Here is a 15,596-nt window from a genome sequence, read left to right on the forward strand (position 1 = left end):
GAACTCGCAGGAGGGGAGCGCAAGCCTGCGGTCTGCCCCATGGGGCAGAGTCAAGCGGCCCGGCAGTCGCCAGCAGCCATGCAGCTTTCCAGTGCGCCGGTATCCCCGTGGACGACGAGTTCGGCCACCTCATCGCGTAGAACGGTGAGTGCCTGGTCAAGCTGGTGGAGGCGCTCCATGTCTGCGCGTACCGCCAGTTGGCGCGTGACCAGCAGTGTCTGTACGCGTGGCCAATCGATGCCGCCATCGGCACGACGCAGGCAGGCCACGTCGGCAAGGCGGAACCCCAGCGTCAGCGCCTGGCGGATCAGCTGGACCAGGTGGAGATCCTGTTCGCTGTAGTCGCGGTAGCGATTGACCCGCGGGATCGGCGCCAGCAGGCCCCGTGCTTCATACAGGCGGATGGCCTTCTGGCTCGCGCCGCTGCGTCGGGCGATGTCGGAGATGCGCATGGATCAATCCCGCATCAGCCCGCCATGCACCGTCAGGTGATGACCGAGGTCGGGTGCGCTGCGGGCGACGGGAAGGCGCTGTTTCAAACGCTGCATGGAGAGGCTGCCAGAGACGGACCGGTCGGCCAGCGTAGCAAGCCGTGGGTGGTTTTCCTCTTGTACATCGTCGCTGCCACCCGCTAGCCTGCATGCATGACTACCACTCCCCTACGTTTGCTCATCCACGGTGCCTCCGGCCGCATGGGCCAGGCGCTGCTCCGCCTTGCCGCTGACAATCCCGCCCTGCAGGTGGTGGCCGCGGTGAACCGCCGCTCGCCGGCCCAGCGCGTGGTCGAGGGCGTGCCGCATTTCGCCAGCAGCGAGCTGGCTGGTGCCCCCCAGTTCGATGTCGCCATCGATTTCAGCCTGCCCGAGGGCTTCGATCCGGTGCTGGCGCTGTGCGTGGAGCGCGGTGCGGGCTTCGTGTCCGGCACCACCGGCATCAGTGAGGCGCAGCGCCAGGCACTGATCCAGGCGGCCGGCCGGATTCCACTGGTCTGGGCCTCCAACTTCAGCCTGGGCGTGGCGGTGCTGGACGAGCTGGTCGAGCGGGCTGCCGCTGCACTGGCCGGCTGGGACTGCGACATCGTCGAATCCCATCACACCCAGAAGAAGGACGCGCCCTCCGGCACGGCCCTGACCCTGGGCGCGGCGGCGGAGAAGGGCGGGGCGCACCCGCACTACGCCAGCCTGCGCGCCGGCGACATCGTCGGTGAGCACCTGGTCCAGTTCACCGGGCTGGGCGAGCGCATCGAGCTGACCCACCGTGCCACCAATCGGGACATTTTTGCCCGTGGGGCCCTGTTTGCGGCCAGCCAGCTGCCGGGCCGCGCGCCGGGCAGCTACCGGGTCCGGGATCTGCTGGATGGGGCCACGCCGCCCGCCGTCTGAATTGGGGGCCTCCGGGCAGGATGGGCGCGCGCCTGAACCGGCGCTGCGCCCTCCGTCGGCCTGAACAGGGCAATTGCACGCGGATACTGGCGTCGCACCCGGCTTGCCTTTACAATTCCCGCTCGCCGAATCACGACAGCCGGACCGGTCCAGAACCGCAGTCCGCGCTTTTTTGCAGCCGCTTTTTCGTGAAGCGCAGGCGTGACTTCGGCGACCCCTCGGTAGCCAAAGTGAGATTTCCGTGACCCAAGCCGCAATCCTCGTCCTCGAAGACGGCACCGTATTCGAGGGCGAATCCGTAGGCGCGCCCGGCCTGTCCGTTGGTGAGGTGGTGTTCAACACCGCCATGACCGGCTATCAGGAAGTGTTGACCGATCCTTCCTACGCCCGGCAGATGGTCACGCTGACCTACCCGCATATCGGCAACACCGGCATGACCGACCAGGACGATGAAGCGGCCAAGGTGTGGTCGGCCGGCCTGATCGTGCGCGATGTGCCGCGCCGCCCGAGCAACTGGCGCAGCCAGGTGTCGCTGCAGGATTGGCTGATCCAGCGCGGCGTGGTTGCCATCTCCGGTATCGATACCCGCAAGCTGACGCGCATCCTGCGCGAGCGCGGCGCCCAGAACGGTGCGCTGATGGCCGGCGAAGGCCTGAGCGTGGACACCGCGCTGGAAGCGGCACGCAAGTTCCCCGGCCTCAAGGGCATGGATCTGGCCAAAGTCGTCAGCACCGACAAGCGCTACACCTGGACCGAGGGCCAGCTGGATCTGGACAGCAATGCCTTCGTCAACGCCGCACCGCGTTTCAAGGTGGTGGCCTATGACTTCGGCGCCAAGCTGAACATCCTGCGCATGCTGGCCGAGCGCGGCTGCGAGCTGACGGTGGTGCCGGCGCAGACCCCGGCCGCCGAAGTGCTGGCGATGCATCCGGATGGCGTGTTCCTGTCCAACGGTCCGGGCGATCCGGAACCGTGCGATTACGCGATCGCCGCGATCAAGACCTTCCTCGAGAAGAAAGTGCCGGTCTTCGGCATCTGCCTGGGCCACCAGCTGCTGGCGCTGGCCTCCGGCGCAAAGACGGTCAAGATGGGCCATGGCCACCACGGCGCCAACCACCCGGTCCAGGATCTGGACGGCGGCCGCGTGATGATCACCTCGCAGAACCATGGCTTCGCGGTCGATGAGGCGTCGCTGCCGGCCAACCTGCGCGTGACCCACCGTTCGCTGTTCGATGGCACCAACCAGGGTATCGCCCGCACCGACGTGCCGGCGTTCTCGTTCCAGGGCCATCCGGAAGCCTCGCCGGGCCCGCACGACGTCGGCCCGCTGTTCGATCGCTTCGTGACCCTGATGGCCGAGGCCAAGGCGTGATGCGCAGCCCCGCGCTGCTGCTGTCGCTGTTGTGCCTCACCGGTGTGGCCCAGGCCGCGCCGGCCACGGATGCCGAGGTGCGGGCGGTGGTCCAGTCGCTGGGCCTGGGCACGCTGGGCACGGACATGGCCAAACTGATGGTCGAGAACGTGCCGGCGCTCAATGCGCTGCCCGAGACCGATCGCCAGTGCGCGTATGCGCCGATCAAGGGCCTGCTCGACGCGCAGTTCCGTCGCTCGGTGATCAGCGGCCTCGGCAACGACGGCGACCAGGTGATCGCGGAGTGGTCGCGCTTCCTGGGGACCCCGGGCGGCAAGAGCCTCGCCTCGGCCTTCGCCGGTGCCAATCCATCGACGATTGCCGCCAAGGCCAACGCCGACCTGAGTGAAAAGGAACGCGCCGACGTGGCGGCGTTTCTGACCAGCCCGGCCTACACCCGCTTCATCGCCACGCTCGACATCGAATCGGAGCTGCCCGACGACATCGGCGTGCAGCTGGCGAAAGGACTGCAGGACCAGTGCCGGATCGCGCTGAACCCCGACGATATTTCCTGATCGACAGCGTGCGATCACCCCCATCTGCCTCGCTGTCCAGACTTAGAGAAGACAATGCCCAAGCGCACTGACCTTAAAACCATCCTCATCATCGGTGCAGGCCCGATCGTCATCGGCCAGGCCTGTGAGTTCGACTACTCTGGCGCGCAGGCCTGCAAGGCACTGCGCGACGAGGGTTACCGCGTGGTGCTGGTCAACAGCAATCCGGCCACCATCATGACCGACCCGGAGATGGCCGACGCCGTCTACATCGAGCCGATCAACTGGCAGACGGTCGAGAAGATCATCGCCAAGGAAAAGCCCGACGCGCTGCTGCCGACCATGGGCGGCCAGACCGCGCTGAACTGCGCGCTGGACCTGGCCGACAACGGCGTGCTGGAGAAGTACAACGTCGAGCTGATCGGCGCCAAGCGCGATGCGATCCGCATGGCCGAAGACCGCGAGCTGTTCCGCGTGGCCATGGGTGAGATCGGCCTGGAGTGCCCGTCCGCTGCGGTCGCGCACACGCTGGAAGAAGCGATCGACATCCAGACCCGCGTCGGCTACCCGACCATCATCCGTCCCAGCTTCACCCTGGGCGGCAGCGGTGGCGGTATCGCCTACAACCGCGAAGAGCTGGTCGATATCGTGACCCGCGGCCTGGAACTGTCGCCGACCACCGAAGTGCTGGTGGAAGAGTCGGTGCTGGGCTGGAAGGAATTCGAGATGGAGGTGGTGCGCGACACCGCCGACAACTGCATCATCGTCTGCTCGATCGAGAACCTGGACCCGATGGGCGTGCACACCGGTGACTCGATCACCGTGGCCCCGGCCCAGACCCTGACCGACAAGGAATACCAGCGCCTGCGCGATGCTTCCATCGCCGTGCTGCGCAAGATCGGCGTGGATACCGGCGGTTCGAACGTGCAGTTCGGCATCAGCCCGACCACCGGCCGTGTGGTCGTGATCGAAATGAACCCGCGCGTGTCGCGTTCCTCGGCGCTGGCCTCCAAGGCCACCGGCTTCCCGATCGCCAAGGTCGCGGCCAAGCTGGCCGTGGGTTACACCCTGGACGAATTGAAGAATGAGATCACCGGCGGCCTGACCCCGGCCTCGTTCGAGCCGTCGATCGATTACGTCGTCACCAAGATTCCGCGCTTCGCCTTCGAGAAGTTCCCGGCGGCCGATGCGCGCCTGACCACCCAGATGAAGTCGGTGGGCGAGGTGATGGCGATGGGCCGCACCTTCCAGGAGTCGCTGCAGAAGGCGCTGCGTGGTCTGGAAACCGGCAAGATCGGCCTGGACCCGACCGGCCTGGACCTGTCCAACGAAGACGACATCACCACCATCAAGCGCGAGCTCAAGGCCCCGGGCCCGGAGCGCCTGTTCTTCGTGGGTGATGCGTTCCGCGCCGGTTTCAGCGTGGAAGAGGTGTTCGCGCTCTCGCACATCGACCCGTGGTTCCTGGACCAGATCGAAGAGATCATCCAGGCCGAAGCCGAGGTGGCCGCCGACGGCATCGACGCGCTGGATGCGGCACGTCTGCGCAAGCTCAAGCGCGCCGGTTTCTCCGATGCCCGCCTGGCCGAACTGACCGGCACCAACGAAGCGGCCGTGCGCGCGCTGCGTCGTGCCCACAAGGTGCGCCCGGTGTACAAGCGCGTGGATTCCTGCGCCGCCGAGTTCGCCACCAGCACCGCGTACCTGTACTCGACCTATGAGGACGAGTGCGAAGCGGCGCCGAGCAACCGCGACAAGATCATGATCCTGGGCGGCGGTCCGAACCGCATCGGCCAGGGCATCGAGTTCGACTACTGCTGCGTGCACGCCGCGCTGGCGCTGCGCGAGGATGGTTATGAAACCATCATGGTCAACTGCAACCCGGAAACCGTGTCCACCGATTACGACACCTCCGACCGCCTGTACTTCGAGCCGCTGACGCTGGAAGACGTGCTGGAGATCGTCGAGCTGGAACAGCCCAAGGGCGTGATCGTCCAGTACGGTGGCCAGACCCCGCTGAAGCTGGCGCGCGCGCTGGAAGCCAACGGTGTGCCGGTGATCGGCACCTCGCCGGACTCCATCGATCTGGCGGAAGACCGCGAGCGCTTCCAGCAGCTGGTCGACAAGCTCGGCCTGAAGCAGCCGCCGAACCGCATCGCCCGCAACGACCAGGAAGCCCTGCTGCTGGCGCGCGAGATCGGCTACCCGCTGGTGGTGCGCCCGAGCTACGTGCTGGGCGGCCGCGCGATGGAAATCGTCTACGGCGAATCCGATCTGGCCCGCTACGTGCGCGACGCGGTGAAGGTCTCCAACGATTCGCCGGTGCTGCTGGACCGCTTCCTGGACAACGCGGTGGAAGTGGACGTGGACATCATTGCCGACAAGGACGGCAACGTGCTGATCGGCGGCGTGATGGAGCACATCGAAGAAGCCGGCGTGCATTCGGGCGATTCGTCCTGCTCGCTGCCGCCGTACTCGCTGTCGGCCGAGACCCAGGCCGAGCTGCGTCGCCAGGTGGTGGAGCTGGCCAAGGCCCTGAACGTGGTCGGCCTGATGAACACCCAGTTCGCGATCCAGGCTGGCGAGAACGGCGAAGACATCGTCTACCTGCTGGAAGTGAACCCGCGTGCCTCGCGCACCGTGCCGTTCGTCTCCAAGGCCACCGGCATGCCGCTGGCCAAGATCGCCGCGCGCTGCATGGCCGGCAAGACGCTGGCCGAGCAGGGCGCGACCAAGGAAATCGTGCCGGGCTACTACTCGGTCAAGGAAGCGATCTTCCCGTTCGCCAAGTTCCAGGGCGTCGATCCGATCCTCGGGCCGGAGATGCGCTCCACCGGTGAGGTGATGGGCGTGGGCCGCAGCTTCAGCGCCGCCTTCGCGCGTGCGCAGGAAGCCGGTGGCATCAAGGCACCGCCGCTGGGCAAGGCCTTCGTGTCGGTCCGTGACCCGGACAAGAAGCGCGTGCTGCCGGTCGCCAAGGCACTGCTCGAGCGCGGCTACACCCTGGTGGCCACCCGTGGCACCGGCGCGTGGCTGCAGGAGCACGGCATGGCCTGCGAGATCGTCAACAAGGTGGTCGAAGGCCGTCCGCACATCGTCGATTCGATCAAGAACGGCGAGATCGTCTACATCGTCAACACGACCGAGGGTCGCGCGGCGATCAATGACTCCTTCTCGATCCGTCGCGAAGCGCTGCAGCATCGCGTGACCTATTCGACCACCATCGCCGGCGCCATGGCGCTGGTGCAATCACTGGAATTCCGCGGCACCGGCCCCGTCTGGTCGCTGCAGGAACTGCACAAGGAGTTGAACGCATGAGAGCACCGATCACCCTGAAGGGCGCGCAGCGTCTGCGCGAAGAGCTTGACCACCTGAAGTCGGTCAAGCGCCCGAAGGTCATCGCGGCAATCGCCGAGGCACGCGAGCACGGCGATCTCAAGGAGAACGCCGAGTATCACGCCGCGCGCGAGGAGCAGGGCTTCATCGAAGGCCGCATCAAGCAGCTGGAAGGTGAGCTGTCGCATGCCGAGATCATCGACATCACCAAGCTCAACGCCGGCAGCAAGGTGGTGTTCGGCGCCACCGTCGAGCTGTCGGACGTGGAAAGCGATGAAGAAAAGCGCTACCAGATCGTGGGTGACCTGGAAGCGGACATCAAGCTGGGCCTGATCGCGATCTCCTCGCCGCTGGCCCGTGCCTTGATCGGCAAGCTGGAAGGCGATGCGGTCACCATCGACGCACCGGCCGGCCAGCGCGAGTACGAAATCGTCAGCGTCCAGTACCTGGACTGACGGCGATGGCCACGGCGACGTTGTTGCTGCCGGCGCGCAGCCGGTTTCCGGCGGCGCCGTTGCCCGATGACGTCGCCAAGGCGCTGGGGCGTGCGCAGCGCCGCAGCGCCGAGGCAGGCGAACGCGCCCAGCTGCGTCGGCATTTCCAGACGCAGCCGGACGCGTGGTCTGCCGCCGCCCTGACCCGCCAGCTGGATGTCGGCGATGCCGACGGGGCGGTGTGGCTGCGGGCCGATCCGGCCAACGTGGTGCCGGACATGCACGGTGCTCGCCTGATGGGGCACGGGGACACCCTGCGTCCCGATCTGGCCGATGTCATGCACCTGCTGCCGGCGTTGCAGCCGTTGTTTGCCGGGTTCGGTTTCGTGCTGGATGCCCCGGTGCCGTCACGCTGGTACCTGCGCCTGCCGCCAGGCACCACGCTGCCCGCGTTCGCCGAGCCTGATGAAGTGCTTGGCGATGATCTGTTTGCCCATCTGCCTGAAGGCGATGCGGGCCGCCGTTGGCGCGCCCTGCTGACCGAAGCGCAGGTGGTTTTGCACCAGCACGAGTGGAACCAGCAGCGCGTGGCCGACGGCAAACGTGCGATCAACTCGTTGTGGTTCTGGGGCGGCGGTGAGCTGCCGGAGCGCGTGACCACCGCGCATGCCCAGGTCCGCAGCCGCGATGCGCTGCTGCAGGCGCTGGCCAAGGCCGCGGGTCTGCAAGCCGATGGCGAGCAGACCGTGGATGCCCTGGTGGACCTGCGTCAGCTGCGTTCGCTGGAACAGTTGGGCAATGAGGCGATCCGCCCGTTGCTGGCGGCGATTGCTCGCGGGGAATTGAAGCGGCTGGTGCTGGATTTCGAGGACGGCGCCCGCGTGGAGATCGACAAGACCCAGCGCTGGCGGTTCTGGAAGAAGCCGGTGCAGTTGCACGACCTCTGAGTGCGACGATCGGCAGCCGGCCAGCGGCCGGCTCTACCCATGGCAGGGCGGTATCATGGTCACGCACGTCATCGATCGAGCCCGTTTTGACCCAGTCTGAAGCACCCCGTATCCAGCGCCGTCCTGCCGCCGCCGTCGGCGAGTGGCCGTCCTCCATGTTGCCGCTGCTGCAGCGCCTTTACGCTGCGCGCGGGGTGACCGATGCCGCGCAGGCCCAGCCGAAGCTGGCCCAGCTGCATGCGCCGGATCTGCTGGGCAGCATGCAGGCCGCGGTAGCGCTGCTGGCCGATGCGATCGCCACCAACGAACGCATCCTGATCGTCGGCGATTTCGACTGCGATGGCGCCACCGCCTGTGCGGTCGGGGTGCGCGGCCTGCGCATGCTCGGCGCGCGCGATGTGGTGCACGCGGTGCCCAACCGCATGCTGCATGGCTATGGGCTGTCGCCATCGCTGGTGGCCGAGCTGGCCCCGCTCAATCCGGGTCTGCTGGTCACGGTCGACCATGGCATCGCCTGCCACGCTGGCGTCAATGCGGCCAAGGCACTCGGCTGGAAGGTGCTGGTCACCGACCACCATCTGCCGGGCGAACATCTGCCGCCGGCCGATGCCATCGTCGACCCCAACATCAGCGGCGATGCCTTCCCGAGCAAGGCGTTGGCCGGCGTCGGGGTGATCTTCTATGTATTGATGGCCCTGCGCCGCCACCTGCGCGAGCAGGGCGCGTTTGCCACGACGCCAGAGCCGGATCTGCTGACCCTGCTGGACCTGGTCGCGGTGGGTACGGTCGCCGATCTGGTCGCGCTGGATGACAACAACCGCGCCCTGGTCTCGGCCGGCCTGCGCCGGCTGCGCAACGGGCAGGGGTGCGTGGGGCTGCAGGCGTTGATCGAGGCCAGCGGGCGTGACGCCTCGCGGCTTACCGGCAGTGACATCGGTTTCGCGCTCGGCCCACGTTTGAACGCGGCCGGCCGGCTGGAAGACATGGCGCTGGGCATCGAGCTGTTGCTCACCGAAGACCGTGCCCACGCGCGTGAGATCGCCACGACGCTGGAATCGATCAACACCGAGCGCCGCGCCGTCCAGCAGCTGATGACCGACGACGCCGAACTGGCGGTGTCGCGGGCGGTGCTCAGTGCCGAGGGCGTGCGCCCGGTCGCCGCCTGCCTGTTCGATGCCGGATGGCATCCCGGCGTGGTCGGGCTGGTGGCTTCCAAGATGAAGGATCGCCTGCACCGGCCGGTGATCGCGTTCGCACCTTCAGAGCCCGGCGGCGACTCGCTGCGTGGCTCGGCGCGCTCGATCCCCGGCTTCCATATCCGTGACGCGCTGGCCTTGGTCAACGCGGCGCACCCGGGCCTGATCGATAAATTCGGTGGCCACGCCATGGCCGCCGGCCTCAGTCTGCCGCACGCGCAGTTGGCCGCGTTCGAGCAGGCCTTCGTGGAGGTGGTGGAGCGCACGCTCGATCCGCTGTCGTTGCAGCAGCTGCTGCTGACCGATGGCGAGCTGTTGCCGCAGGAACTGGATTTCGCCCATGCCGAGGCGCTGCGCCTGGCCGGGCCGTGGGGGCAGGGCTTCCCCGAGCCACTGTTCGATGGTCACTTCCAGGTGGCGCGCTGGCAGGTGCTCAAAGAGAAACATCTCAAGCTGAGCCTGCGCGTGCCGGGCCGCCCCGAGCCGGTCAGCGCCATCCACTTCAGCGGCTGGACCGGCAATGCGCCGGCCAACCACGTCCATATCGCCTACCGGCTGGTCAGCGATGACTACCGGGGCGGTGGCGCGATCCAGCTGATCGTGGAGCACTGCGCGGATGCCTGACCTGAGCCGCACCGCGCAGACCCACATGCGCCTGTCGCCTACCGAACGCTTCGATCTGCAGAGTCGCATCGTGCTGCAGGGTGACGAGACCGCACGCACCGAACTCTCCGCCCGCGAGGGCTTCGAATTCCCGGACCTGGAAGGCTCGCGCCAAAGTGTGGCGTGGCTGCTGCGGCAGGAACTGGCCGCACGGATCGAGGGCGGAGACGGCGCGTCCACCGGTCCGATCACCGTCGACGATGCGGTTGCTGCGGTGATGGCGCGGCTACGCCGGACCCGCTGCGTGGCCACGGCCTACCAGCCCTCGGACGACCCGGATGACTACCGGGATGCCGACGATCAGACCGGTACGCTGGCGTACACCTGCCACCTGCCCGATGCCGCCGCGTTGCGTCCCGCGCATGCAGCGCTGCGCGCGGCCCAGGACGGCCCGGATCGGCATCAGGCCGCGCAACGTCTGCTTGTCGCTTACGTCGAACACCTCTCCAGCGCACCGGACAGGCCTGTGCACGCACATCACGCCGTAGTCTCGCGCCCGTACTCGGCCGACCACGCCGTCATGCAGAGCATGGCGGTCATGGAGACGATCCTGCCCGCGCTGTTCCCGTTCGACGGCTGGGAAGACGGCGACGACTGAGCATCGCCGGGCCAATGGTGATCGCGTCGATCGAGTGGTTTATTCCTGCACCTTGGTCACCAGTGTCGGCATCTCCCAGGCGCCGCCAGCGGCGACCAGGCGGCACAGCCCGGTGCTGCTCTCTTCCGTCTTGACGAACTGCGTGCCGGTCCAGCCCCAGGTGGTGGAGTACCAGCAATCGCCAAGGCCACGGCCTTTGTGCGCCTCCTGGATGGTGCGCACCTCATCACCGACCGCTGCCGTGGTGACCAGCCGCGGCTGGTGCGGCGCGCGGTCGTTGATCACCCAGTAGCCGTCACCGGTGTTGTACGCGCCGCGCCAGCAGCTCAGCGAGACCAGCAGTTTGTCGGCACTGAGCCGCTGCACCGTCAGCGCTTCGGGTTCCTCGCCGGGCGACACGCTGCCGCTGGGTCCCAGCGCTTCGCAATCGTCGGCTGAAGTCACTGCTGCGAGGGCGGCACGCAGCGCCGGCGATGCGGCCAGCGCGGTATCCGCCGGGCGGGTGGCCACCGGCTTGCCCAGCTGCACGACCGGCACCGGCAGTGCGGGCGGCACCGAGGATTCGGCGAGCGTGCCCTTGCGCATCAACGCGCCGGGTGTGCCAAGGCGACCCTGGAACGCATCCATCTTCAACAGCACGGCCGAGGCGCCCTGATCAGAGACCGTCCAGCGCGCGCCATCGTCGCCGATCAGCTCGATGCGGCTGTTGCGTGTCAGTGAGGCGAGCAGGGCAGCGAGCTGCTTGGCGGAAAAAGTAGCGGTGCCATCGGCGGCATCGAACTGCATCGGGCCCAGCGAAGTGCCGTTGATCTGCAGGCTGAGCCGCTGGGTGGCGGTGTTGTCGTCGTACTGGCCCAGCATCAGTTCGGCCTGCACCGGCTGGTCCGGCCCGCCGGCACGGGTGAGCAGGATCGAGACCGGGTCGCCGCCATTGTCATCGGCCTGGTAACCTGCGGCGCGACAGGTACGGGTGTTGTCGCAGGCCAGCGTCCAGTCGTGGTGGGTGAACGTCACGCCCTCGACGGGCGCGGCGGCGTAACCGGGCAGGGCGAGCCCCATCAACAGCGGGGCGGTCAACAACAGGCGCATGCGGCAACCTTGGTCCATCAATCCGTGGAGGGCGATCTTGGCCCAGCGCGGATGAGGCGTCCATGACCGGAACAGGCGATTGCCGCCGCTCAACCCCGTTCTCGTGCGCCGTGCGTTCAATGAGGTGTCATCGGATCAGGAGCGTCACATGGGACTCGCACTGCGCAGTATCGGTCTGCTTGCGCTGCTGTGCTGGCAGCTGCCCAGCGCCCACGCACAGGCGCGGCGTTTCCCGCCGCCACGGCCGCCGATCCTGCAGGTCGCTGGCGCCGAGGTGCCGGTGCGGCTGACCGAGGCCCGTATCGACAGCCGTGTCATGGTGGGGCTGGGTGAAACCACGATCGAGCTGACCTTCCACAATCCCAATGCGCGGGTGCTGGAAGGGCAGTTGGCGTTCCCGCTGGCTGGGGGCCAACAGGTGGCCGGGTTCGCACTGGATATCGATGGTGAGCTGCGCGACGCGGTGCCAGTCCCCAAGGCGCAGGGTCGCCAGGTGTTCGAGGCGATCGAACGCGGCCAGGTTGACCCAGGGCTGCTGGAACAGACCGCCGGCAATCAGTTCCGGCTGCGGCTCTATCCCATCCCGGCGCGTGGTGAGCGTCGCGTCCGCCTGGTGCTGCGCGACAGCCTGCCGACCGTCCCGCAGGGCCTGCAGTGGTCACTGCCCGTGTTCTTTGCGCGCCAGGCCGAGCAGGTAACGGTGACGCTGGAGGCCAGCGGGACGGGCAAGCCGGTCGCCGTGGGCATCAATCCACTCGCGTTCACGTTGAAGGCCGGTGCCTACGCGGCGCAGTGGCAGGGGCGGGGCGCCGATCTGCCTGCCCAACTGCAATGGAGCCTGCCGCTCGCGCGCAGCACTGACGTGGTCACCGGCCTGCATGAGGGGCAGCGCTATCTGCTGGCCAGCGTGCCGGTGCGTGCATCCACCGCGCCACGTGTCCTGCCTCGGCGCATCGGCCTGCTCTGGGATGCATCGGGCTCGGCAGGGTCACGCGACCGCGCGGTCGAACTGGCGGTACTGGATCGGTACTTCCAGGCCCTCGGCACTGGCCAGGTCCAATTGACGGTGCTGCGTGACCGCAGCGAAACGCCGCGGCAGTTCCCGGTGACCCAGGGCGACTGGTCAGCACTGCGCGAGTACCTGCGGGCACTGCCCAACGATGGCGCCAGTGCACTGGGCGACTGGACCCCCAACCCGGCCATCGGCGAGTACCTTCTGGTCAGCGATGGCCTGGCCAACTACGGCAGCCAGAGGCTGCCCACGCTGTCGCCCGATCAACGCCTGTATGCGCTGAGCAGCGCCGGTGCGAAGACCGACACGCCGCGCCTGCGCGCCTGGACCAGCGCCCATCAGGGCCAGCTGCTGCAGGTGAGCAGCGAGGCGGAGGTGCCCGGCGTGCTGCCGCTGCTGCTCCAGCAGCCGGTCGACGTGGCCGATGTCGTGGCACGTGGCGTGGAGGACGTGAACGTGGATGTCTCCAGCGCCACACAGGGCTGGATCCGTGTCACCGGCCGCGTGCTGCGTCCCGATGCGACGGTGCTGCTGTCGCTGCGCGGTGGCGGCAACGATCCGCAGCCGATCACGCTCAACGTCGCGAACGCACGGGTGGCCGAAGGCGGCCTGGTCGCCCACGCGTGGGCGAATGCCCGCTTGGCAGCCCTGGCGGCGGACCCGGCCGGGGCGCCGGCGGCCAAGGTGCTGTCGCAGCAGTTCGGTGTGGTGACCGCCGATACCTCGCTGCTGGTTCTTGAAACGTTGGACGACTACCTGCGTTACGGCATCCGTCCGCCGGCCCCGCTGCGCGCGGCCTACGATCAGCGCCATGCAGTGACGGTGGCGGACGTGGCCACGGAGCGGAAACGCCGCCTGGATGGCATCGCCCGCCAGTTCGCCGAGCGCGAGCAGTGGTGGAATACCCGCTGGCCCAAGGATGCGCCACCGCGGCCCAAGCCGGACGTGCACGCCGTCGCCGCGCCAGTCGCCATGGCGATGGCCGCGCCACCGCCGGCACCTGCGGCGCCGATGTCGCTGGACCGTGTGGAGCTGACCGCCTCGGCGGTTGCCGATCAGGCAGAGGCCACCACTGAACGTCGCGCCAAGTCCGCACCCAAGGCCAACAATGGCCAGATCACCCTGACGCTCGCGCCGTGGGAACCGGATTCGGCCTATGCACGCCGCCTGCGCGATGCCACGCCGGCGCAGCTGTATCCACTGTATCTGCAGGAGCGCGAACAGCACGCTGGCAGCAGCGCGTTCTATCTGGACGTGGCCGATCTGCTGCTGGCCAGCGGACAACGTGAGCTGGCCCTGCGCGTGCTTTCCAATCTTGCCGAAATGGACCTGGAAAACCGCCACGTGTTGCGTGTGCTTGGCTACCGCCTGATGCAGGCCAAGGCACCGGCGCTGGCCGTGCCGGTATTCCGGCAGGTGCTGGCGATGGGCGAGGAGGAGCCGCAGAGTTTCCGTGACCTCGGCCTGGCGCTCGAAGCGGTCGGGCAGTACCAGGCGGCGGTGGCATCGCTGTATGAAGTGGTGGTGCGCCCGTGGGATGGCCGCTTCGACGGCATCTCGCTGATCGCGCTGGATGAACTGACCCGACTGATCGCACGCGAGCGCGTCGACGCCTCGGCCATCTACCCGCGCCTGCGCCGTGCGATGCCGCTGGACCTGCGCGTGGTGCTGAGCTGGGACAGCGACAACAGCGACATGGACCTGTGGGTCACCGATCCCAATGGCGAGCGCGCGTACTACGGCAACCGGCTGACCTACCAGGGCGGGCAGATGTCGCAGGACTTCACCGGCGGCTATGGCCCGGAGCAGTTCTCGTTGCGTGATGCCAAGCCGGGCACCTACAAGATCGAAGCGAACTACTTCGGGAGCCGCGAGCAATTGGTTACTGGCGCGACCACGTTGATGCTGCGCCTGAGCACCAAATGGGGCAGCCGCGACCAGCACGACCAGCAGGTCACGCTGCGGTTGAAGGACCGGGCAGAGACGGTGCTGGTGGGGGAGTTCGAGGTGAAGTGAGCGGCCAATACCCCGCCAAGGCGATGCCGCCGATGAAGATCGCCGCGTTGCCGATGGCGTTCAACACTACCTCCACCACCGCCGTATCAGGCAGTGCCAGTGCAGTGGCAACCGCCTCCAGTACCGGGCTGATGACGAGATACAGCCCGATCACGGCGAGTACCCGCCCGATCCGCTGCCACGGTGTCTGCGGATTCACCGGCCAGCCGCGCCAGTCCAGGAAGGCGAAGACCAGCAGCAGCCCCAGATACCGCCCCGCGCTGTCTGGCGGGACGAACTCGGTCGTCAGCGCCGCTGCCGTCACGCCGACGCCGAGGGTGGCGAGGATGAGGTGGCGGGTTCGATTGCGGCGCGCGGGCGCTGGCAGGCACTGCCAGGCAAGCCAGCCCAAGGCCATCCCGACCAGCCATCCGCCCACCACATCGGACAGGAAGTGCCGGCCCAGGTACATCCGTGACAGCGCCATCAACAGCGGCCAGCCGATCAGCAGCGCGAGCCGCCAGCCGCGGCTGCGGATGCCGAAGCACAGCACGAGAGCCGTCATCGCCGCTGTGGCTACGCCCACATGCCCGCTGATGAACCCATAGTCCGGCTCCGGCTGCGCACGCAACGCTGCAATGGCTTCATCGGTCGGCAGCGACCAGAACGCTCCGGCAGCGCCATCGGCCACCAGCGCCTGGCCCGGGCGGCCCTTGTCCAGCACGTGGATGTCGACATCGCTGGGACGGGGCAGCGCAGCACCCTGCTTGATCGCGTGCGTGGCCATCGACATCAGCAGTACCGCCATCATGATGCCCAACCCCGCGCGCAGACGTATCCCGAAGCTGCAGACCACGTTCAACAGCACGTACGCCCACTCGTAGCCCAGCGTGCTGACGACGCGCATCAGCGGCAACATCCACGCCGCATCGAAGAACGACTGCAGCCACACATGCCAATGGGTCTGGAACATCCGTATTCCTCAGTGCCGGGCCACCGCCCGCGGGACCGGCAACGATACCGGCTGCCGGCGCAGTCC

12 protein-coding genes are annotated in these 15,596 nt (G+C 67.7%); 9 read left to right on the forward strand and 3 right to left on the reverse strand.

The window, feature by feature from the left end; translation table 11 throughout:
• Positions 1-50: 50 nt before the first annotated feature.
• On the reverse strand, positions 51-452 hold the full coding sequence (locus ABE422_RS00835) for a MerR family transcriptional regulator (protein WP_313212718.1): 402 nt from the start codon (positions 450-452) through the stop codon (positions 51-53).
• 192 nt (positions 453-644) lie between these two features.
• Here ABE422_RS00835 and dapB point away from each other — a divergent pair, with 192 nt between their 5' ends.
• The 8 genes from dapB to ABE422_RS00875 all read left to right on the forward strand — a co-directional run bounded on the left by dapB (position 645) and on the right by ABE422_RS00875 (position 10,461).
• Positions 645-1,382 carry a 4-hydroxy-tetrahydrodipicolinate reductase gene (gene dapB, locus ABE422_RS00840; RefSeq protein WP_313212717.1) on the forward strand — a complete coding sequence of 246 codons (738 nt, stop codon included), beginning with the start codon at positions 645-647 and terminating at the stop codon, positions 1,380-1,382.
• A 241-nt stretch (positions 1,383-1,623) separates the two neighbouring features.
• Entirely contained in the window at positions 1,624-2,754 is a 1,131-nt protein-coding gene (carA, locus tag ABE422_RS00845) for a glutamine-hydrolyzing carbamoyl-phosphate synthase small subunit (protein ID WP_313212716.1), read from the forward strand.
• Complete coding sequence (locus tag ABE422_RS00850; RefSeq protein ID WP_346462690.1) at positions 2,754-3,308, forward strand: hypothetical protein; 555 nt, start codon at positions 2,754-2,756, stop codon at positions 3,306-3,308. Before carA ends, ABE422_RS00850 begins: the two co-directional genes overlap by 1 nt.
• 54 nt (positions 3,309-3,362) lie before the next feature.
• Positions 3,363-6,605, forward strand: coding sequence for a carbamoyl-phosphate synthase large subunit (gene carB / locus ABE422_RS00855; protein ID WP_313218218.1), 3,243 nt, complete (start codon positions 3,363-3,365; stop codon positions 6,603-6,605).
• Between the two features lie 8 nt (positions 6,606-6,613).
• Positions 6,614-7,078, forward strand: coding sequence for a transcription elongation factor GreA (gene greA, locus ABE422_RS00860; RefSeq protein ID WP_026069738.1), 465 nt, complete (start codon positions 6,614-6,616; stop codon positions 7,076-7,078).
• Positions 7,079-7,083: 5 nt separating this feature from the next.
• Positions 7,084-8,004 (forward strand): phosphoglycerate mutase, encoded by a 921-nt coding sequence (locus tag ABE422_RS00865; protein WP_313212713.1) that lies wholly within the window; start codon positions 7,084-7,086, stop codon positions 8,002-8,004.
• A 155-nt stretch (positions 8,005-8,159) separates the two neighbouring features.
• Positions 8,160-9,824: a single-stranded-DNA-specific exonuclease RecJ gene (recJ, locus tag ABE422_RS00870; RefSeq protein ID WP_346482532.1), complete on the forward strand. Its 1,665-nt coding sequence runs from the start codon at positions 8,160-8,162 to the stop codon at positions 9,822-9,824.
• A complete protein-coding gene (locus tag ABE422_RS00875; protein WP_346462204.1) occupies positions 9,817-10,461 on the forward strand; it encodes a hypothetical protein in 645 nt (214 codons plus the stop codon). Before recJ ends, ABE422_RS00875 begins: the two co-directional genes overlap by 8 nt.
• 39 nt (positions 10,462-10,500) lie before the next feature.
• Here ABE422_RS00875 and ABE422_RS00880 read toward each other — a convergent pair whose 3' ends face one another.
• On the reverse strand, positions 10,501-11,550 hold the full coding sequence (locus ABE422_RS00880; protein ID WP_346482261.1) for a DUF1176 domain-containing protein: 1,050 nt from the start codon (positions 11,548-11,550) through the stop codon (positions 10,501-10,503).
• 148 nt (positions 11,551-11,698) lie between these two features.
• Here ABE422_RS00880 and ABE422_RS00885 point away from each other — a divergent pair, with 148 nt between their 5' ends.
• On the forward strand, positions 11,699-14,578 hold the full coding sequence (locus ABE422_RS00885) for a VIT domain-containing protein (protein ID WP_346482262.1): 2,880 nt from the start codon (positions 11,699-11,701) through the stop codon (positions 14,576-14,578).
• Here the strand turns inward: ABE422_RS00885 and ABE422_RS00890 are convergent.
• Positions 14,517-15,530, reverse strand: coding sequence for a phosphatase PAP2 family protein (locus ABE422_RS00890; RefSeq protein WP_346482263.1), 1,014 nt, complete (start codon positions 15,528-15,530; stop codon positions 14,517-14,519). The two genes, ABE422_RS00885 and ABE422_RS00890, sit on opposite strands and share 62 nt — an antisense overlap.
• Positions 15,531-15,596: the final 66 nt, after the last annotated feature.

The organism is Stenotrophomonas sp. TWI1151 (genome assembly GCF_039673135.1).
Lineage (GTDB): Bacteria > Pseudomonadota > Gammaproteobacteria > Xanthomonadales > Xanthomonadaceae > Stenotrophomonas.